Source organism: Streptomyces sp. NPDC088733 (genome assembly GCF_044751185.1).
Taxonomy (GTDB): domain Bacteria; phylum Actinomycetota; class Actinomycetes; order Streptomycetales; family Streptomycetaceae; genus Actinacidiphila.
The window spans coordinates 19,739-41,348 of record NZ_JBIVLH010000044.1; the positions used below are offsets into that span (position 1 = coordinate 19,739).

Below are 21,610 nucleotides of genomic sequence, written 5' to 3' on the forward strand. Positions count from 1 at the left end.
GCCTCCTTGAAGGAGAACGAGCGGCTCCGCGAGCACAACGAGCGGCTGACCGCCGCGCGGAGCGAGCCCATCGCCATCGTGGGCATGGCCTGCCGCCTGCCCGGTGGCGTGACCTCGCCCGAGGAGCTGTGGCGCCTGGTGGACGAGGGCCGGGACGCCGTGTCGGACTTCCCTGCCGACCGCGGCTGGGACCTGGGGGCGCTGTTCGACCCGCGTGCCGAGCGCCCCGGCACCAGCTACGTAAACCAGGGCGGGTTCCTGCACGACGCGGGCGCCTTCGACCCGGCGTTCTTCCACTTCTCGGCCCGTGAGGCGGCGACGGTGGACCCGCAGCAGCGGCTGCTGCTGGAGACCTCGTGGGAGGCGCTGGAGAGTGCCAGGATCGACCCGCTGTCGCTCGCGGGCTCCCGGACCGCCGTCTTCACCGGGCAGATGTACCACGACTACTACGGCGCGGACGGTGGTGGCAGCCTGGCCTCCGGCCGGGTGGCGTACATGCTCGGGCTGGAGGGCCAGGCGGTCTCGCTGGACACCGCCTGCTCGTCCTCGCTGGTGGCGGTGCACCTGGCCGGCCAGGCACTGCGCAGCGGTGAGTGCACTCTGGCCCTGGCCGGCGGCGCCACCGTGATGTCGACACCGGGCGTGTTCGTGGAGTTCAGCCGGCAGCGGGGCCTCGCCCGCGACGGGCGGATCAAGTCCTTCTCCGACAGCGCCGACGGCACGATCTGGTCCGAGGGCGCGGGCATGCTGGTGCTGGAGCTGCTGTCCGACGCGGTGAAGAACGGGCATCCGGTGCTGGCCGTGGTCCGCGGCAGCGCCGTCAACCAGGACGGCGCGAGCAACGGCATCACCGCTCCCAACGGCCCAGCCCAGCAGCGCGTCATCCGTGAGGCCCTGGCCTCGGCGGGACTGACCACCGCCGGCGTCGACGCGGTCGAGGCGCACGGCACCGGCACCGTCCTGGGCGACCCGATCGAGGCACAGGCACTGATCGCCACCTACGGCCAGGACCGGCCCGCCGAGCGGCCCCTCCGCCTGGGCTCCGTCAAGTCCAACATCGGCCACACCCAGGCCGCCGCAGGAGTGGCCGGGATCATCAAGATGGTCATGTCGCTACGGCACAACCGGCTCCCCAGGAGCCTGCACATCGACCGGCCCTCCACGCACGTGGACTGGTCCGAGGGCCGGGTGGAGCTGCTGACCGAGCCGTGCGTCTGGGAATCCGACGGCCGTCCGCGCCGGGCGGGCGTCTCCTCGTTCGGTATCAGCGGTACCAACGCCCACGTCATCCTCGAACAGGCCCCCGAGCCGGAGCGGAGGACCGGACAGAGCGCACGTCCCGGTCCGGAACAGCAGGCCGGGCAGGCCGGGACCGGGGCTCCCGCGCCTCGGGCCGTGCCCTGGGTGATCTCGGCCGCCAGCCCCGGCGCACTACGGGACATGGCGACCCGGCTGGTGGACCGGGTGTCCCAGGACCCCCACCCGGACCCGGCGGACATCGGGTTCTCCCTCGCCTCCACCCGGTCGGTCTTCCCCCACCGCGCGGTCGCCGTCAGCCACGACCACGCCGAACTCACCAGCGCGCTGGCCGCATTCGCCGCCGGGGACGAGGCGTCCCCGGTCATCCACGGCACCGCGCGCGCCGACACCCGGACCGTCTTCGTCTACCCGGGCCAGGGCTGGCAGTGGCTCGGTATGGCCGACGGCATGCTCGCGTCCTCGCCCGTCTTCGCCCGGACGATGACCGAGTGCGCCGCGGCACTCGGCGAGTTCGTGGACTGGTCGCTCCTGGACGTCCTGCACGACGAGGCCGCGCTCACCCGGGTCGACGTCATCCAGCCCGTCCTGTGGGCCGTCATGGTCTCGCTCACCGAAGTGTGGCGATCAGCGGGAATCGAACCCGACGCGGTCATCGGCCACTCCCAGGGCGAAATCGCCGCCGCTTACGCGGCCGGCGCCCTCACCCTCCAGGACGCCGCCCGCGTCGTCGCGCTCCGCAGCCGGGCCATCGCCGCCGAACTGTCCGGCCACGGCGGCATGATCTCCGTCGCGCTCCCCGCGGACCAGGTCGCACGCGACCTCGAGCCCTGGCAGGGACGAGCGGCCGTCGCCGCCGTCAACAGCCCCTCCGCGACCGTCGTCGCCGGTGACACCGAGACACTCGCAGCGCTGCGGGAGCAGTGGACAGCCCGGGACGTGCGAAACCGCACCATAGACGTCGACTACCCCTCCCACTCCCCACAGGTCGAACGGCTCCGGACCGATCTGCTCACCGGCCTCGCCGAGACGGCACCCCGGCCCTCACGCGTCCCCTTCTACTCCTCCCTCACGGGCACCGAACTCGACACCACCGAGCTGAACGCGGGCTACTGGTACAACAACCTCCGCGAGACAGTCGCCTTCGAGCAAGCCACCCGGGCGCTCCTCGCACAGGGCTACCGCACCTTCGTCGAGCTCAGTGCCCACCCCGTCCTCCAACTCGCCGTCACCGACACCGCCTCCACCGGGAATCTCGACATCACCACCACGGGCACCCTCACCCGCCACAAGGGCGAGTGGCGCCAGTTCCTCACCTCCCTCGCCCGGCTGCACACCCACGCGACCCCCGCGAACTGGGCTTCGTTCTTCACCGACGGCCCCCGGCACGTCGACCTGCCCACCTACCCCTTCCAGCACCAGCCCTACTGGCGTACGGCACCGTCGGGTGACGACGTCTCAGCGGTGGGTCTGACCCCCGTCGACCACACACTGATCGGCGCGGGGCTGGAACTGCCCGATTCCGACGGGTTCGTGTACACCGGTCGGCTTGCGGTGCACACCCACCCGTGGCTGGTGGACCACCGGGTGAGCGGTGAGGTACTGCTGCCGAGCACGGCCTTCGTGGAGATCGCGGTACGCGGCGGCGCCGAGGCCGGCTGCCCGGTGGTCGAGGAACTCACCATCGAGACTCCCCTGGTGCTGCCCGAGGGCGCGTCGGCGGACGTCCGGGTGGTCGTGGAGGCGGCCGACGCGTCGGGCCGCCGTCCGGTGCGGATACTGTCCCGCCTGACGGACGACGGATCCGGCGAGGAGGAGTCCGGCTGGGTCCGGCACGCCTCCGGCGTGCTGGCGGCGGCCGGCGCCGCGGGCGGCGGCGGTTTCGACGCCGCCGTGTGGCCGCCGTCCGGCGCCGAACCGGTGGACCTGGACGGGTTCCACGACCGGCTCGCCGACCAGGCGCACCTGGTGTACGGACCGGCCTTCCGCGGGCTGAGCGGGGCCTGGCGGCGGGACGACGAGATGTTCGCCGAGATCCACCTGCCCGACGCCCAGCTCGACGAGGGCGCCCGCTCCTCGGTGCACCCCGCGCTGCTCGACGCCGCGCTGCACCCGATCGCGCTCATGTCCATCGGCGGCGGGGACACATCCGTGGTGCCGTTCTCCTGGAGCGACGTCACCGTGCACAACGCCGGCGCGACCTCGCTGCGGGTCCGGCTGCGAACGGTGGGCGACGACACCGTGTCCGTCGAGGCGGCAGACGTCTCAGGGCTGCCGGTGCTGTCCGTGGGCGCCCTCACCGTGCGTCCGCGCGCCCGCGCGACAGGCGCACCCCGGGACACCGCCCGGTCACTGTTCCGGCTCGACTGGTCGGCCGTTCCCGCCGGGCACGGCACCGCCCCCGAGCCCGGTGACCGGTGGGCCGTCCTCGGTGACGGGTCGTCGGTTCCCGGCCTCCGGCACTTCACCGACCTGGACGCCCTCAGCACCGCCGTCGAGGCGGGCACGGCGGTCCCGGAGGTGGTGGTGCTGCCGGTGACGGCGCCCGCCGCGGGGCTTCCGGACGCGACGCGCTCGGTGGCCGGGCAGCTCCTGGCGCCCCTGCAGCGCTGGGTCTCGGACGAGATGTTCGCAGCCTCCCTGCTGGTGGTCCTCCTGCACGGGACGGACGAGGCAGGTGTCGCGGCGGCTGCGGGCCGGGGCCTGGTGCGCAGCGCGCAGCAGGAGAACCCCGGGCGGTTCGTCCTGGTCGTCTCCGACACCGCCGGCCTCCCCGCAGCCCTGCTGGCCGAGGCCGTCGCCTCCGGCGAGCCCCAACTGCGGGTGGCGGACGGCGCGCTCAGCGGTGCACGGCTGGTACCGCTCGACAACGCGGGGGTTCTCACGCCGCCGGCCGCCACGGCCGCATGGCGGCTGGAACGCGGTGAGCGCCGGGTGCTGGAGGACCTGTCGCTGGCGGCTGCCCCGGACGCCGAGGCACCCCTGGCCGACGGGCGGGTACGCATCGCGGTAAGGGCCGCGGGCGTGAACTTCCGCGACGTCCTGAGCGCTTTGGGCATGTACCCCGGCGACCCCGGACCGCTGGGCGGCGAGGTCGCGGGCGTGGTGCTGGAGACCGGCCCCGGTGTGACCGGCCTGCGTCCGGGTGACCGGGTGCTGGGCGTGACCGCGGGCGGCTTCGGGCCGGTCGCGGTGGCCGACGAGCGCATGCTGGCCCCCGTTCCCGGCGGATGGACGTTCGCGCAGGCCTCCTCCACCCCGGTGGTGTTCCTCACCGCGTACTACGGGCTGGTCGACCTGGCGGGGGTGCGCCCCGGCGACGCGGTGCTGGTGCACGCGGGCGCGGGCGGCGTGGGCATGGCCGCCGTGCAGCTGGCGCGGCATCTGGGCGCCGAGGTGTACGCCACGGCCAGTGAGGACAAGTGGGACGCGGTGCGCGCACTCGGCGTGCCCGACGACCACCTCGCGTCCTCCCGGACGCTGGAGTTCGAGGAACGGTTCCGGGCGGCCACCGGTGGGCGCGGCATGGATGTGGTGCTGAACTCCCTGGCCGGCGAGTTCGTCGACGCGTCACTACGACTGCTTCCGCGCGGCGGGCGCTTCGTGGAGATGGGGAAGACCGACATCCGCCAGACCGCCGAGGTGGCCGCCGCGCACGCCGCCGTCACCTATCAGGCGTTCGACCTCGTCGACGCGGGGCCCGACCGCATCCGTGAGATGTTGTTCGCGCTGATGGACCTCTTCCGGGAGGGCGCTCTCGCTCCCCTGCCGGTCCGTGCGTGGGATGTACGCCAGGCCCAGGAGGCGTTCCGCTTCATCAGCCAGGCCCGGCACGTCGGCAAGGTCGCACTGACCGTTCCCGCCGCGCTCGACCCGGAGGGGACGGTCCTGATCACCGGCGGTACCGGCGGTCTGGGCGGGCTGCTGGCCCGGCACCTGGTGGAGAAGCACGGCGTACGACACCTGCTGCTGGTCAGCCGCAGTGGCGAGCGGGCCGCCGGTGTCGGCGACCTGGTGGCCTCGGTTGCCGCGCTCGGCGCCGAAGTCCGGGTCGCCGCCTGCGACATCGCGGACCGGGGAGCGCTGGAACGCCTGCTCGGCGAGGTCCCCGTGCAGCACCCCCTGACTGGGGTCTTCCACACGGCCGGTGTGCTGGACGACGGCACAGTGGACGCGCTGACCGCCGAGCGGTTCGACGTGGTGCTGCGCCCCAAGGTCGATGCCGCCTGGTGGCTGCACGAACTGACACGGGGAACCGACCTCGCGGCGTTCGTGCTGTTCTCCTCCCTCGCCGGTACGTTCGGCGGACCGGGACAGGGCAACTACGCGGCGGCGAACACCGCGCTCGACGCCTTGGCGGAGCACCGGCGCCGGCTGGGTCTGCCGGGTCTGTCGCTGGCCTGGGGCTCCTGGAGCCAGGGCCAGGGCATGACGTCCGCGCTGTCCGAGGCGGACATCCGCCGGCTGGAGCGGAACGGCCTGGGCATGCTCACGGCGGAGCGCGGGCTCGCGCTGTTCGACGCCGCGTCGCGCGCGGTGGAACCGGTGGTGGGAGCGGCGGATCTGGCACGGGTCAAGGCCGACTCCCCCGAACAAGTGCCGCATGTGATGCGGGCGCTGGTACGCGGTGCCGCACGCCGGGCCGCGCCGGCGGCGGCGCAGGCCACGTCGCTCGCGGACCGGCTGGCCGGGGTACCCGCGGCCGACCGGTTGCGGTTCACGGTCGATTTGGTGCGCGACCACGCCGCCGTGGTGCTGGGCCGTCCCGGCGCCCAGGCGGTCGATCCCGCGCAGCCGTTCCGGGAGCTCGGGTTCGACTCGTTGTCGGCGGTGGAGCTGCGGAACCGGCTGGTGGCGGCCAGCGGGCTGCGGCTGCCCGCGACCTCGGTGTTCGACTACCCGACGTCCGCGCTGCTCGGCGAGCGGCTGCTCGCCGATGTCTTCGAGGGACGCCGGCTGGACGGGGTGCGCAGCAGCCTGGAACGGCTCCAGTCGGAGCTGGAGGGGGTGTCGGAGAGCGCGGACGTGGCCGATGTGACGGACCGGCTGGAGCAGCTGCTGACGCGCTGGCGTGAGCGGCACCAGGCGGAGACGCCGGACACCGAGGTCACCAAGCAGCTCCAGGACGCGAGCGCGGACGAGATCCTCGCCTTCATCGACAACGAGTTCGGCATCGCCTGAGATCGGGCACCGGAAAGGAAGCCTCAGTGGCTACGCAAGAACAGCTGGTCGACGTCCTCAAACGGGTCACAGCCGAACTCCACGAGAGCCGGGGGCGGTTGACCGCCGTCCAGGAAGCACAGCACGAGCCGATCGCCATCGTCGGCATCGGCTGCCGCTTCCCCGGCGGTGTCACCACCCCAGAGGACCTGTGGAATCTCGTCACCGCGGGCGTCGACGCCATCTCCCCCTTCCCCACCGACCGCGGCTGGGACACCACTGACCTGTTCAGCTCCGACCCCGACCAGCCGGGGACGACGTACGTCGGCACCGGCGGGTTCATCGACGACGCCACCGGCTTCGACGCCGAGTTCTTCCGGATCTCCCCGCGCGAGGCGCACGCGATGGACCCCCAGCAGCGGCTGCTGCTGGAGACCGCCTGGGAAGCGCTGGAACGGGCCGGTATCGATCCGCAGAGCGTGGCGGGCAGCGGCGGCGGGGTGTTCGTCGGCGCGTTCCACCAGGGTTACGGGCGGATGGGCACGGTTCCCGAGGAGTTCGAGGGCTACCTGAGCACCGGGGCGGCCACCAGCGTGATGTCGGGCCGGATCTCCTACGCCCTCGGGCTGGGCGGCCCGGCACTGTCGGTGGACACCGCCTGCTCGTCGGCGCTGGTGGCGGTCCATCTGGCGGCCAACGCGCTGCGGCGCGGGGAGTGCTCCTTCGCCCTCGCCGGCGGGGTCAGCGTGATGTCGACGCCGGGGATGTTCCTGGAGTTCAGCCGGCAGCGCGGGCTCTCGCCCGACGGCCGCTGCCGGCCGTTCTCGGACGCAGCGGACGGCACGGTCTGGTCCGAGGGCGCCGGTGTCCTGGTGCTGGAGCGGCTGTCCGACGCCGTACGCGACGGGCATCCCGTCCTCGCCGTCGTCCGCGGCAGCGCGGTCAACCAGGACGGCACCAGCAATGGCCTCACCGCCCCCAACGGCCCGGCGCAACAGCGCGTCATCCGGCAGGCGCTGACCGACGCGGGACTGGCGCCGGACGACGTCGACGCCGTCGAGGCCCACGGCACCGGCACCGTCCTCGGCGACCCCATCGAGGCGCAGGCGCTGATCGCCACCTACGGCCGCGACCGCGCCGCCGAACACCCCCTCCACCTCGGCTCCGTCAAATCCAACATCGGCCACACCCAGGCAGCGGCCGGAATCGCCGGGATCGTCAAGATGGTCATGGCGATGCGGCACGGCACCCTCCCGGTGACGCTGCACATCGGCAGACCCTCGACCCACATCGACTGGACCGCCGGCGCCGTCGCACTGCTCGACCGGGAGACCCCCTGGCCGGACCGCGGCCGGCCGCGCCGCGCGGCCGTGTCGGCCTTCGGCATCAGCGGCACCAACGCCCACGTCATTCTCGAACAGGCACCCGAGCCGAAGGGACTGACGGAGCCGGCGGAGGTGGGTTCTCCCGCGCCTGAGGTGGTGCCGTGGGTGGTCTCGGGTGCGAGTGCGGCGGCGCTGCGGGAGCAGGCGGCCCGGCTGGTGGCCCGGGTGTCCGCCCAGCCGCACCCGGACCCGGCGGACGTCGGGTTCTCGCTGGTGTCCAGCCGTCCGGTCCTCGCCCACCGTGCGGTCGCGGTGGGGCGGGACCACGCCGAGCTGACCGGCGCCCTGGCGGCCTTCGCGGCCGGGGACCCGGCGGCACCGGTGGTCGACGGCGTCGCACAGCCCGGCGCCCGGAGCGTGTTCGTCTTCCCCGGACAGGGCTGGCAGTGGCTCGGTATGGCCGACGGCCTGCTGGCGACCTCTCCGGTGTTCGCCGAAAGCATGGCCGAATGCGCGGCGGCACTCGGCGAGTTCGTGGACTGGTCGCTCCTGGACGTCCTGCACGACGAGGCCGCGCTGGCCCGGGTGGACGTCGTCCAGCCGGTGCTGTGGGCGGTGATGGTCTCCCTCGCCGCCGTGTGGCGTTCCGTCGGCGTGGAGCCCGCCGCCGTGGTGGGTCACTCCCAGGGCGAGATCGCCGCCGCTTATGTGGCCGGGGCGCTGACGCTGCGGGACGCGGCACGGATCGTGGCACTGCGCAGCATGGCGGTGGCCCGGATCGCCGGCCGCGGCGGGATGACGTCCGTGGCGCTGCCGGAGGACCGCTTGGCGGAATACCTCAGGCCCTGGGAGGGACGGGTGTCCGTGGCCGCGGTGAACGGACCGTCCTCGGCCGTCGTCGCCGGCGAGCCCGAGGCCCTCGCGGCCCTGGAGGAGCAGTGGGCGGCCGAGGGAGTGCGGACACGCCGGCTGGCGGTGGACTACGCCTCCCACTCGGCGCAGGTGGACGAGGTCCGGGCTGCCCTGCTGGCCGACCTGGCCGGGACGGTACCGCGCTCCTCCCGTATCCCGTTCTTCTCCTCCGTGACGGGTGGCGAGTTGGACACCGCGCGGCTCGACGCCGCCTACTGGTACGACAACCTCCGGCTCACGGTCTCCTTCGAACAGGCCACCCGGGCGCTGCTCGCACAGGACCACCGGGTCTTCGTCGAGCCCAGCGGACACCCGGCGCTGCGCTTCGCCGTGACGGAGACCGCGGCCGCCCTCGGTCTTGACGTCGTGGCGACCGGCACGCTGCACCGCGGGGACGGCGGCTGGGACCGGTTCCTGGCCTCCCTCGCCGAGGTCCATGTGCACGGCACGCACGTGGACTGGCGGGCCGTGTTCGGCGCCGGGAGACGTCGGGTGGACCTGCCGACGTACGCCTTCCAGCACGAGCGCTTCTGGCTGCCGCTGCCCGACACCCAGGACACCGAGGACCCGGCGTCCGAGGGCCTGCGCCACCAGGTCGTGTGGCGGGGGCCCGGTGCGCTGCCCGCCGCCACGGCATCCGGCCGGTGGCTGCTGGCCGTGCCGGACGGGAATGTGAACGCTGAGCCGGCCGCATCGGTGACCGAGGCCCTCACCCGGGCGGGCGCCCAGGTGGAGCTGTTCACCGTCGAGGCGGCAGCGGACCGGACCTCGCTGACGAACCGGCTGCGGACCGCCGCCGAGGGCGCCGCAGGTGTGGTCAGCCTGCTCGGCCTGGACGAGCGGCCGCACCCTGCCCGTCCTGAGGTCCCCACCGGGATGGCGGCCACCCTGGCGCTGGTGCAGGCGCTCGGTGACATCGCGTCCGGCGCCCCGCTCTGGCTGCTGACCCGGGGCGCGGTGGCGGTCTCCCCGTCGGACGCGGCGCCGGTTGTCGCACAGGCGCAGCTGTGGGGCTTCGGGCGGGTGGCCGCGCTGGAGCTTCCTCATGTCTGGGGCGGGCTGGTCGACTGGGCGCCGGACGCCGGCTCCGACCTGCTGGCCTCCGCGATCTGCGGCGGCCACGGCGAGGACCAGATCGCCCTGAGAGCCGGTGGGGCCTCGGTACGACGCCTGGTCCGCGCCGAGCCTCGGACGGATCCCGCGACCGCGAGGGACTGGCGGCCGCACGGCACGGTGATGATCACCGGCGGCACCGGCGGGGTGGGGGCGCGGGTCGCCCGCAGGCTCGCGGCCGAGGGCGCGGAACACCTGCTGCTGCTGAGCAGACGGGGCGCCCAGGCCCCGGGGGCCGAGGAGCTCACCGCGGAACTGGAGGCGTCCGGCGCCTCGGTGACGCTCGCGGCATGCGATGTCAGCGACCGAGAGGCGCTCGCCGCGGTGCTGGCGGCGGTACCGCAGGCGCAGCCCGTCACAGCGGTGGTGCATGCCGCGGGGACCGTACGGCCGGTGCCGCTGGGGGACCTGGACATCACCGAGCTCGCCGAGACGCTGTCCGGCAAAGTCCGGGGCGCCGAGCTCCTGGACGAGTTGCTCGGTGACCGCCCGCTGGACGCGTTCGTGCTGTTCTCCTCCGGCTCCGGGGTGTGGGGCAGTGCCGGACACGGCGCCTACGCGCCGGCCAACGCCGCGCTCGACGCGCTCGCCGAGCGGCGGCGGTCCCGCGGCGCCGCGGCCACCTCGATCGCCTGGGGGGCCTGGGCCGGTGACGGCATGGCGGGCAACGCGGAGGCCGAACGGTTCCTGCGGCGGCGCGGAGTGCTGCCGATGGACGGCGACCGGGCGCTGGACGCACTGCTGGAAGCCGTGGCCCATGACGACGGCTGCGCCGTGATCGCCGGTGTCGACTGGGCGCGTTTCGCGCTCGGGTTCACCTCCGGGCGCCCCAGCCCCCTGCTCGGCGAGCTGCCCGAGGTGCGGCGGGCACTGCGAGAGCCGGCCACCGCGGAGCACCGCGACACGGTACCGGACGGCGATCCGGCCGGGACGGCGGCCAGGCCGGCCGCCCTCAGCGGGGCCGCACGGCAGCAGGCCGCGCTGGAACTGGTCCGCGAGCACGTCGCCGCGGTGCTCGGCCACAAGGCGGCGGAGGCCGTGGACACCCGTCGCGCCTTCCCCGACCTGGGATTCGACTCCCTCACCGCCATGCAGTTGCGCAACCGGCTGAACCGGGCGACCGGCCTGAACCTGCGGCCCACGGTCGTCTTCGACCACCCCGACCTGGCGGACTTCGCGCAGTACGTCGGCGAGCAGCTGGCCGGCGCGGACCCCGGGGCGGCAGCGGCAACGGCGGCCGACACCGCGATGACCGACAAGGTCAGCGACCTGTACTTCGACGCCGTCGAGCGGGGCAGGGCCGAGGACGCCGGGCAGTTGCTGATGAGCGTCGCCCGGCTGCGGCCGATGTTCAGCGATCCGTCCCAGATGGCGCAGCCACCCGCGCCGGTGCCCCTGGTGTCGGGCGAGGGCGGCCTGCGGATGGTCTGCGTCAACCCGATCGTCCCGATCACGGGCGCCCACGTGTACTACCGGTTCGCCGCCGCCTGGCCGGGTCCGGGGAGCGTCTCCGCCCTGGCCGCGCCCGGGTTCACGGAGGACGAACCGCTGCCCGCCGACGCGGCGGCCCTGCTGTCGCTCCAGGCGCAGGCGGTGCTGCGGCATGTGGGTGACCAACCGTTCGTCCTGCTCGGCACGTCCTCGGGGGGACTCGTCGCGTACGAGATCGCCCGGCATCTGTGCGCACTGGGCCGTCCGCCCCGGGCGGTGGCGCTGCTCGACACCTACACCCTCGACGACCCCTACCTGGACGAGGCCCGGGTCGCGATGATGCGGGTGATGTACGACCGGGCCGCCGGGGTGGTACCCATCGACAGCACTCGACTGGCCGCCTACATCTGGTCGTTCGGGTTCTTCACCGGCTGGCGTCCCCGGCCGATCGAGGTGCCCGTGCTCCTGGTCCGGGCCAGTGAGCCGATGGACCCCGAGTCGACGCACGGCCCCTGGCAGACGACGCTGGAGGGCATGGACCACGTGGTCGACGTGCCCGGCAACCACTACTCGATGATGGAGGAACACGGCGCTCACACAGCCCGAGCGGTTCACGACTGGCTGACGTCGAAACGGCTGATCTGACGGTGTGACAGAGACAGCGCGACGCCCCGGGCCTGGCAGGCCCGGGGCGTCGCGCGTTGTGCCGCCACCGTACACACGGCGGTCGCCGGGGCGGCGGGCCTGCTCAGCAGACCCGCCTCCCGCTGTTCACCAGCTCACGACCATCCGCTCCGGCGACCGTATGACCGATTCCTTCCACTGGATGTCCTCGACCGCCTTCAGCTCCGGCATCTTCGTCACCAGTGCGTGCAGTGCCTCCTGCAACTCGACTCGGGCCAGCCTCGAGCCGAGGCAGTAGTGGGCTCCGTGGCCGAAGCTGAGGTGCTGGTTGGCCGACCGGTCGAGCCGGATCGCGTCCGGCTCGGGGAACTGGCCGGCGTCGCGGTTCGCCGCGTAGATGACGGGCAGGACGGGCTCGCCCGCGCGGACCAGCACTCCGCCGACTTCCACGTCCTCCTTGGCGTAACGCGGAAACGCCCCGCCGATACCCATCGGCACGAACCGCACCAACTCCTCGACAGCGGTGGGGATCAGCTCGGGATCGGCGACCAGAGCGGCCCACTCGTCCGGATGCCCCAGAAGCACGTGAACACAGTCGGGGAACATCGAGGCGGTCGTCTCGTAGCCCGAGAAGACGATGCCCAGGACGAGTTCGGTGAGCTCCTGCTCGCTGAGCTCGTCCTCCGGGTCCTGCGCGGCCACCAGCGCGGACAGCAGGTCGTGCTGCTGCGGCTCCTCCGCGCCGCGGGCCGCCGCGACCCGCGCCGCCAGATAACCGTAGAGGGCCATGATGCGCTGCTCCCGCTCCTCGGCCGGCAGCGGGCTCGTCGACAGGGCCGCATCACTCCACTCGCGGAACTGCGGCCGGTCGGCGTCCGGCACGCCGAGCAGTTCGCAGAGGATCGCGATCGGCAGCGGCAACGCGAATCCCCCCACCAGATCGCCACGGTCGCCGCCCGCGATCATGGCGTCCAGCAGCTCGTCGGCGACCTTGCGCACCCAGGGGCGCATGTCCTCCACCCGAAGCCTGGAGAAGGCGCGGACCACCGGGGTCCGCAGCCGCGTGTGCTCGGGCGCGTCGAACGAGATGATGGTCGTCTCGCTGACGGCCGGTGTGTAGCGGGGTTCGCCGGGCTGCACCGACATCGCGCGTGAGAACCGCGCGTCGCCCATGACGAACCGCACGTCCTCGTAGCGCGTGGCGAGCCAGGCCGGTTCACCGTACGGCAACTGCACGCGGATCATCCCGTCCGCCGCCCTGGCGGCGGCGTACGCCTCGTGCACATCGAGGCCGTGACTGCCGGTGAAGGGATAGGGGACGGGGGTGGGTGGTGCGGCGTTCACCGAAGCCGCTTCTGTCATGTGGTCCTCGCAATCACCAGGGCAGCAGCCGTCCCTTCCGGGACGGCTGCTGCCGGACTTCAGATACCTGAACGGCCCTTACGGGCGGGACACCCCGCCCGCGGCGTCGACTCCCCGCGGGGGCGCTGTTCGCCGGGCCCCGCGAACGCCGTCACTCGGCCGTCGGTTCACCGAGCGCCTTCCGGATCAGGGCGTCCACGTCCATCGCCTTGATCGACTCGCTCTCGTCGGCGGCCGGTTCGGCCGGCGAGACGGCCGGCGACCGATCGGACGGCTGGGCGAGTGCCAGCAGAGCGTCCAGAAGGCCGGCCTCCCGAATCCGGGAGAGCGGGATCGCCCGCAGTCGCTCCCCGGCCGAGGCGTCGTCAACGGCTGCCGCCGCCTCCGCCGGAGCGACCTGCTCCAGCAGGTGCTCGGCGAGCGCCGACGGGCTCGGGTGGTCGAAGACCAGCGTGGCGGGCAGCCGGATACCGGTCTCCGTGGCAAGGCGGTTGCGCAGTTCGACAGCGCCCAGCGAGTCGAATCCCATCTCGCGGAAGGACTGCGTGGGACGTACGGCTTCCGCACCGTCGTACCCGAGCACACCCGCGACGGCCCGCCTGACCATCTCGGTCACGGCGCGGCGCCGCTCCCCGGGCGTCCGGCGTGCCAGCTGGTCGCGCCATGACGCGGGGCCGGCCGCGCCCGCGGCGGCCTGCCGCCGCGGCGGGCGGACGTAGCCGCGCAGGAGCGCGGCCGCCGTTTCCGGGTCGCTGCGCCGCAACACGTCCAGGTCGAGCCGGGTGGGCACCAGGACTGCGGCGTCCGCGGCCGCGAGTGCCCGGTCGAGCAGCGCCAGGCTCTCCTGCGGGGTCAGCGGCACCGTGCCCGTGCATTTGATGCGGTGCAGGCCGGTGGCGTCCAGACCGCCGGTCATCCCGGTCGGCTGGGACCACAGCCCCCACGGCAGGGACAGCGCGGGCAGTCCGAGGGTCCGCCGGTGGTGGGCCAGACCGTCGAGGAAGGCGTTGGCGGCCGCGTAGTTGGCCTGGCCTCCGGTCTCCAGCGTGCCGGCGAGAGAGGAGTAGAGGACGAACGCCGACAGCGGGAGGTCCCGGGTCAGTTCGTGCAGGTGCCAGGCGGCGTCCGCCTTCGGCGCCAGCACCGTGTCCAGCCGCTCGGACGTCAGCGAGGTCAGCGTCGCGTCGTCCAGCACGCCCGCGGTGTGGATCACAGCCGTCAGCGGGTGCCCGGCCGGAACCGACGCCAGCAACGCCGCCACCTGCCCGCGATCCGACACATCACACGCCACCACGTCCACCACCTGCGCCCCCAGCGCGGACAGCTCCTCCCGCAACTCCCGCGCCCCCGGGGCTTCCAGACCACGCCGGCCCGCGAGCAGCAGGCGCCGTACCCCGTGCCGCTCCACCAGATGACGGGCCGTCAGGGCCCCCAGGCCACCGGTGCCACCGGTCACCAGCACCGTCCCGCCCTCGGCGAAACCGGTGTGCGGGGCGGTCGCGCCGGGTGATGCGGCGGGCCGCAGCCGGGGAACGAACGCGGTCCCCGAGCCGATCGCCGCCTGCGGCTCCCCGGCCGCGAGGATGCTCGCCAGCAGCGTCACGGGCAGCGTGCCCGCCCCGTCCAGGTCGACCACGACGAACCGCCCCGGGTGCTCGGCCTGCGCGGAGCGGACGAGACCCCACACCGACGCGGCCACCGGATCGGCGACCGTGCCGCCGGCCGTCACCGGGACCGCGCCCCGGGTGAGGAGCACCAGCCGGGAGCCGGCGGTGCGGTCGTCGGCGAGCCATCCGCGGAGGCTGTCCGCGGTGTGCCAGAGGGTCCGGCGCAGCCTCGCGGGCACGTCGGCACCTTCTTCCGCGACCGGGGAGCAGGGCAGCAGCACGGTCTCGGGCGCTGTCGCCCCGCCGTCGAGCGCCGCGGTGAGGACCGCGAGGTCCGGGTAGACCGCGAGTCCCGCGCCGCCGGCCACGCGTACGTCGTCAGCGGCGGTCCCCAGCCGGGCCCAGGTCTTCGGGTCGATCGCGACGTCGGGGGCGGTGAACGGCTCCCAGGCGACCTGGTGGACGGTGTCCTCCGCCGGTGCGGCCGGAGACAGCCCGCCGGCCGGCAGTGGACGTGCGACCAGGCCGGCTACTTCGGCGACCGGGGCTCCGGTGGCGTCCGCCAGCGCGAGCGAGACCGTGTCGGTCCCGGTCCGTGCCAGCCGCACCCGGAGGGTCCGCGCGCCGCTGGCGAAGAGGGTCACCCTGGTCCAGGAGAACGGCAGGGACACCGCCGCGTCGGAATCGTCGCCGAGCATCGACGTCTGGAGAGCGGCGTCGAGCAGGGCGGGGTGCAGTCCGAACGCGGCCGCGTCGGAGCGGGCCGCCTCGGGGAGCACAACCTCGGCGAAGACCTCGTCGCCGCGCTGCCAGGCCGCGGTCAGGCCCTGGAACACCGGGCCGTAGCCGTAACCGCGGTCGGCCAGGCGGTCGTAGACCCCGTCGAGGTCGATCGCCCGCGCGCCGGCCGGCGGCCACTGCCGCAGGTCGAAGGAGGCGGGGCGGCGGGAGGCAGCGAGTGTTCCGGTCGCATGCCGGGTCCAGGCACCGGACGCGGAGGCGTCCGGGCGGGACCGTACGGTCACCGGCCGCCTGCCGTCCTCGTCTCCGGCACCGACGACGACCTGAAGCGCGACACCTTCGGGACCGGAGAGCAACACCGGTGCCTCCAGGGTCAGTTCCTCCAGATGATCACAGCCGGTCTCGTCGCCGGCCCGGACCGCCAGTTCCACCAGCGCCGCTCCGGGGAGCAGCGTCTGCCCCATGACGGCGTGGTCGGCGAGCCAGGGGTGGGTCGGCAGGGAGAGCCGGCCGGTCATCACGAGACCGTCCGGGTCGGACAGCGGGACGACGGCCCCCACCAGGGGGTGGGTGAGGGGGGTCTGGCCGAGGTGGGTGGCATCGGTGGGAACCGTGCGTGCCAGGTCCAGCCAGTACCTGCGCCGCTGGAACGCATACGTCGGCAACGCCACCCGCCGCGCACCCGAACCCTCGAACACCCGCGCCCAATCAACGGACGCACCCTGCACGAAAGCCTCACCGAACGCCCGGTACAGATCACCGACACCACCACGCTCACGCCGCAACGTCCCCACCGTCACCAGCGAACGGCCACCCTCGCCCTCCGCGAAGATCTCCTCGATCGCCGGAACGAGCACCGGATGCGGACTGACCTCCACCGCCATCGAGAAACCATCCGCGGCCAACCGCCGCACCACCTCCTCGAACCGCACCGGCTCCCGCAGATTCCGGTACCAGTACCCCGCATCCAGCCCCTCACCCCCCAGCACCCCAGCCGTCACCGCCGAATAGAACGGCACCGCCGACACACCCGACACCACCCCCGACAAACCCTCCAGCAACTCCCCCCGGATCGCCTCCACCATCACACTGTGCGACGCGTAATCCACCGCAACCCGCCGCACCCGCACACCCTCCCCCGCGAACACAGCCTCCACCTCGGCAACCGCATCCGCCTGCCCGGCAACCACCACCGACCGCGGACCGTTCACCACCGCAACCGACACCCGCCCACCCCAAGCAGCAAGCCGCCCCGCAACCTCCACCGCCGGCAGAGCAACCGACACCATCGCCCCACCACCGGCCAACCCCCCAGCGATCAACCCACTGCGCACCACCACCACACGCGCCGCGTCCTCCAACGACAACACACCCGCAACGAACGCCGCGGCGATCTCCCCCTGCGAATGCCCCACCACAGCACCCGGCTCCACACCGAACGCCCGCCACGTCTGCGCCAACGCCACCTGCACCGCGAACAACGCAGGCTGCACCACATCAACCCGATCCAGCGACAACGCGTCATCCCGGCCCAGCAACGCACCGAGCACATCCACCCCACCCTGCGCCGACAACGCCCCGCAGCACTCCTCCAACCACCGCGCGAAAACCGGCACACCCTCCCACAACCCCCGAGCCATCCCCACCCACTGAGAACCCTGACCCGGGAAAACGAACACCGGCCTCACACCACCCGACGGCGCCACCCCCGACACCACACCACCGGACACACCCCGACCCGCGGCAAGATCGTCCAACCCCGCCAGCAACCCCTCCCGATCCCCCGCGACAACCACCCCACGATCACCCAGCACCGCACGCGACGACACCAACGACACCGCCACATCCGCCAGCCCCACACCCACAGAACCAGCAACAAAATCCCGCAACACCCCAGCCTGCCCCCGCAAACCACCCACACCACGCCCCGACACCACAAACGGCAACGCACCACCTGCCCAGCCGTCTGCCGATCCCGGTACGGACTCCGGAACCTCGGGTGCTTCTTCGAGGATGACGTGGGCGTTGGTGCCGCTGATCCCGAAGGACGACACACCCGCACGGCGCGGACGCCCCTCCACCTCCCACTCGCGGGCCTGCGTCAGCAACTCCACCGCACCCACCGACCAGTCCACCTGCGGCGACGGCTCATCCACATGCAACGTCACCGGCAGCGTCCGATGACGCATCGCCATCACCATCTTGATCACACCCGCCACACCCGCAGCCGCCTGCGCATGCCCCAGATTCGACTTCACCGAACCCAGGAACAACGGACGCCCACCCGACCGCTGACCATAGGTCGCCAGCAACGCCTGCGCCTCGATCGGATCACCCAACCGCGTAGCAGTCCCATGCCCGTCGACCACATCCACATCCCCCACACCCAGACCCGCCTGCGCCAGAGCCTGCCGGATCACCCGCTGCTGCGAAGGACCGTTCGGCGCCGTCAGACCATTGCTCGCCCCGTCCTGATTCACCGCACTGCCCCGCACCACAGCCCACACCTCATGCCCCAGCCGCCGCGCATCCGACAACCGCTCCACCACCAGCAGCCCCACCCCCTCACTCCAACCCACACCATCAGCCGCAGCCGCGAACGACCTGCACCGCCCGTCCACCGACAGACCACGCTGCTGACCGAAATCCGTGAACGTCTCCGGCGTCGACATCACCGTCACACCACCCACCAGAGCAAGCGAGCACTCCCCCTGCCGCAGCGACTGCGCCGCAAGATGCAACGCCACCAACGACGACGAACACGCCGTGTCCACGCTCACCGCAGGACCCTCAAGACCCAACACATACGAGATACGACCCGACACGACGCTGCCCAGGCTGCCGTTGCCGAGGAACGCCTCGACACCCTCCGGAACCTCCAGCACCCGCGACCCGTAATCGTGATACATCACACCCGCGAACACACCCGTCCGGCTGGAACGCAGCCCCGTCGGGTCGATCCCGGCGTGCTCCAACGCCTCCCACGCCGTCTCCAGCAGCAACCGCTGCTGCGGATCCGTCGCCAACGCCTCCCGCGGCGAAATCCCGAAAAACTCCGCATCGAAATCCGCCGCGTCGTGAAGGAAGCCGCCTTCGCGCGTGTAAGTACGCCCCGGCAGACCCGGTTCCGGGTCAAAGATCTTCTCCAGGTCCCAACCACGGTCGTCGGGGAACGACGAGATGGCGTCCCGTTCCTGAGCCACGAGGTCCCAGAGGCCGTCCGGGCCGGTCACCCCGCCCGGGAAGCGGCACGCCATGCCCACGATCACGATCGGGTCCGTGTCCGAGACCGCGACGCCGGCCGGCGCCTGGATCGGCTCGGCCGGTTCCGAGCCGACCAGCCGGGTCCTGAGGTATCCGGTCAGGATCTCCGAGCTCGGGTGGTCGAAGACCAGGGTGACCGGCAGTTTGATACCGGTCCGCTCGTTGAGGCGGTTGCGCAGTTCGATGGCGAGCAGGGAGTCGAAGCCGAGTTCCTTGAACGCCCGCGAGAGCTGGACGGCCTGGCCGTCCTCGTGTCCGAGTACCGCTGCGACCTGGTTGCGGACGAGATCGGTCAGTACCCGGTCCTGCTCCTCACGCGGCATCCGCACCAACGCATCAGCCAACGAACCAGCACCGGACCCCACCACACCAGCCGACACAGAACGCCGCACCACACCAACAGGCACCAACCCCCGCAACAACCACGGCACACCCCCACCCGACGCCCGCACCGCCGCCACATCCAACCGCACCGGCAACACCACCGGCACCCCCGCACCACACCCCACATCAAACAGAGCCATCCCCTCACCCGCGGACAACCCCACCACACCCCCACGAGCCATCCGAGACACATCAGCCCCCGACAGATGACCCGTCATCCCACTCCGCACATCCCACAAACCCCACCCCAACGACACCCCCACCAAACCCTCCGACCGCCGCAACACAGCCAGACCATCCAGAAAACCGTTCGCCGCCGCATAATTCCCCTGCCCCGCCCCATCCCACGAACCCGAAGCCGACGAGAACAACACAAACGCCGACAACGGCAGGTCCCGCGTCAACTCATGCAGATGCCACGCAGCATCCGCCTTCGGCGCCAGCACCGTGTCCATGCGTTCGGGCGTCAACGACGTCAGGGTCCCGTCGTCCAACACACCCGCGGTGTGGATCACACCCGTCAGCGGGTGCCCGGCCGGAACCGACGCCAGCAGCGCCGCCACCTGCCCGCGATCCGACACATCACACGCCACCACATCCACCGCCTCCGCGCCCAGCGCAGACAACTCCTCACACAACTCCCGCGCACCCGGAGCCTCCAGGCCACGCCGGCTCACCAGCAGCAGGTGCCGTACGCCGTGTCGCTCCACCAGATGACGAGCCGTCAGGGCTCCGAGGCCGCCGGTGCCACCGGTCACCAGCACCGTCCCGCCCTCGGCGAACGACACCACCCCCGAACCGGCAACCGCCCGCACCAGACGCGGCACCACCACCCCACCCGCACGCACCGCCACCTCGGGCTCGTGGTCGACGGCCGGATCGGTGATCTCGGCGAGGTGGGCAAGGACCGCGGTGTCGGCGGCCGGGTCACCCGAGGGATCGAGGTCGACCAGCGCGACACGGCCGGGGTTCTCCGCCTGTACCGATCGGACCATGGCGGCGATCGCCGTGGTCACGGGGTTGGGTGCGTGCTCGTCCGTGTCGGTGCTGACGCCCCCGCGGGTCAGCACGACCAGCGGGACGTCGTCGTAGTGCGCGGTGGTGACCCAGTTCTGCAGCACGTCGAGGACGCGGTGCAGGGTGGCCCGCAGGACGGCGGGGTCGGCCACCGGAGGGTTCAGCGGAAGCACGAGGAGATCAGGCCGAGAGGCACCCTGGTCGACGGCCTCGGTGAGCGTGGCCAGATCGGGGTGGTGAGTGACGGCGGTGTGCGCCGGTACGGGCAGCTGAGGAGCGTCCCGGTCGAGGTCGAGAACGGCCCAGGCGTGCGGGGTGGTCGGTGTGGCGCCGGAGGCCGCACCGCCTGACCTCGCAGGAGTCCAGGGCGTCCAGGCGATCCGGTGGAGCCCGGCCGCGGCGTGGTCGCTCGGCCGGTCCAGCTGGTCGGCGGTCACCGGACGTGAGACCAGTGCCCCGACCGAACCGACCGGCTCACCCTGCAGGTCGGCGAAGGTGAAGGACACCGCGCCCGACCGATCGGCCGCCAGCCGCGCGCGCAGGGCGGTGGCGCCGCTCGCGTAGAGGCGGACCCCGGTCCAGGCGAACGGCAGCGCGATCCCGGATTCCGCGGTGTCGGGGCGTACGAAGAGTTCGGTGGCGTGCAGCATCGCGTCGAGCAGGGCGGGGTGCAGTCCGAACGCGGCCGCGTCGGACCGGGCCGCCTCGGGGAGCACGACCTCGGCGAACACCTCGTCGCCACGTCGCCAGGCGGCCGTCAGCCCCTGGAACACCGGACCGTAACCGTAACCGCGGCCCGCCATCTCCTCGTACAGGCCCGTCACGTCGACCGGGACGGCTCCCGCCGGCGGCCAGACCCGCAGGTCGACGTCTTCACTCCGGCGAGTCCGGTCGAGCAGTCCCTGGGCGTGCCGGATCCACGGGGCGTCGGGGGACTGCCCCTCGCCGCGCGAGTAGACGCTCACCGGGCGTCGGCCGTCGGACTCGGCCGGGCCGACGGCGACTTGAATCGCGACAGCGCCCTGCGGCGGCAGGACCAGCGGCGTCTGGAGGGTGAGTTCGTCCAGGGTCCCGCAGTCCACCTGGTCGCCGGCGCGGATCGCCAGCTCGACGAAGGTCGTACCGGGCACGACAGTGCTGCCGAGAACGGTGTGGTCAGCCAGCCAGGAGTGGGTGTCCAGCGAGATCCGCCCGGTGAGTGTCACACCGTCGGAGTCCGGCATTGGGATCACGGCGGTCATCAGCGGGTGGGCGGACGAGATCTGGCCGTGGCCCGAGGCGCCGCGGGCGGCCGCGTCGGAGTTCAGCCAGTAGTGGATGTGTTGGAAGGCGTAGGTGGGCAGGGGGATTCGGCGGGGGTGGGTGTTGGTGTAGGCGGGGGTCCAGTCGACGGGGATCCCGCGGGTGTGGAGC

Annotated in this window: 3 protein-coding genes and 1 pseudogene; 2 read left to right on the forward strand and 2 right to left on the reverse strand. The window is 72.7% G+C overall.

The genetic code is table 11. From position 1 onward, the window contains the following. Positions 1 to 6: 6 nt before the first annotated feature. Positions 7 to 6,438 carry a type I polyketide synthase gene (locus tag ACIP64_RS40185; protein ID WP_401597476.1) on the forward strand — a complete coding sequence of 2,144 codons (6,432 nt, stop codon included), beginning with the start codon at positions 7 to 9 and terminating at the stop codon, positions 6,436 to 6,438. Positions 6,439 to 6,560: 122 nt separating this feature from the next. Then, positions 6,561 to 11,843, forward strand: a pseudogene (locus ACIP64_RS40190) (SDR family NAD(P)-dependent oxidoreductase); the annotation flags it as partial. Positions 11,844 to 11,969: 126 nt separating this feature from the next. On the opposite strand, the gene ACIP64_RS40195 reads toward ACIP64_RS40190, so the two are convergent. Both ACIP64_RS40195 and ACIP64_RS40200 read right to left on the reverse strand, forming a co-directional pair. Next, positions 11,970 to 13,166 carry a cytochrome P450 gene (locus tag ACIP64_RS40195; RefSeq protein WP_401597472.1) on the reverse strand — a complete coding sequence of 399 codons (1,197 nt, stop codon included), beginning with the start codon at positions 13,164 to 13,166 and terminating at the stop codon, positions 11,970 to 11,972. A 169-nt stretch (positions 13,167 to 13,335) separates the two neighbouring features. Further along, positions 13,336 to 21,438 carry a type I polyketide synthase gene (locus ACIP64_RS40200; RefSeq protein WP_401597474.1) on the reverse strand — a complete coding sequence of 2,701 codons (8,103 nt, stop codon included), beginning with the start codon at positions 21,436 to 21,438 and terminating at the stop codon, positions 13,336 to 13,338. Positions 21,439 to 21,610 lie beyond the last annotated feature (172 nt).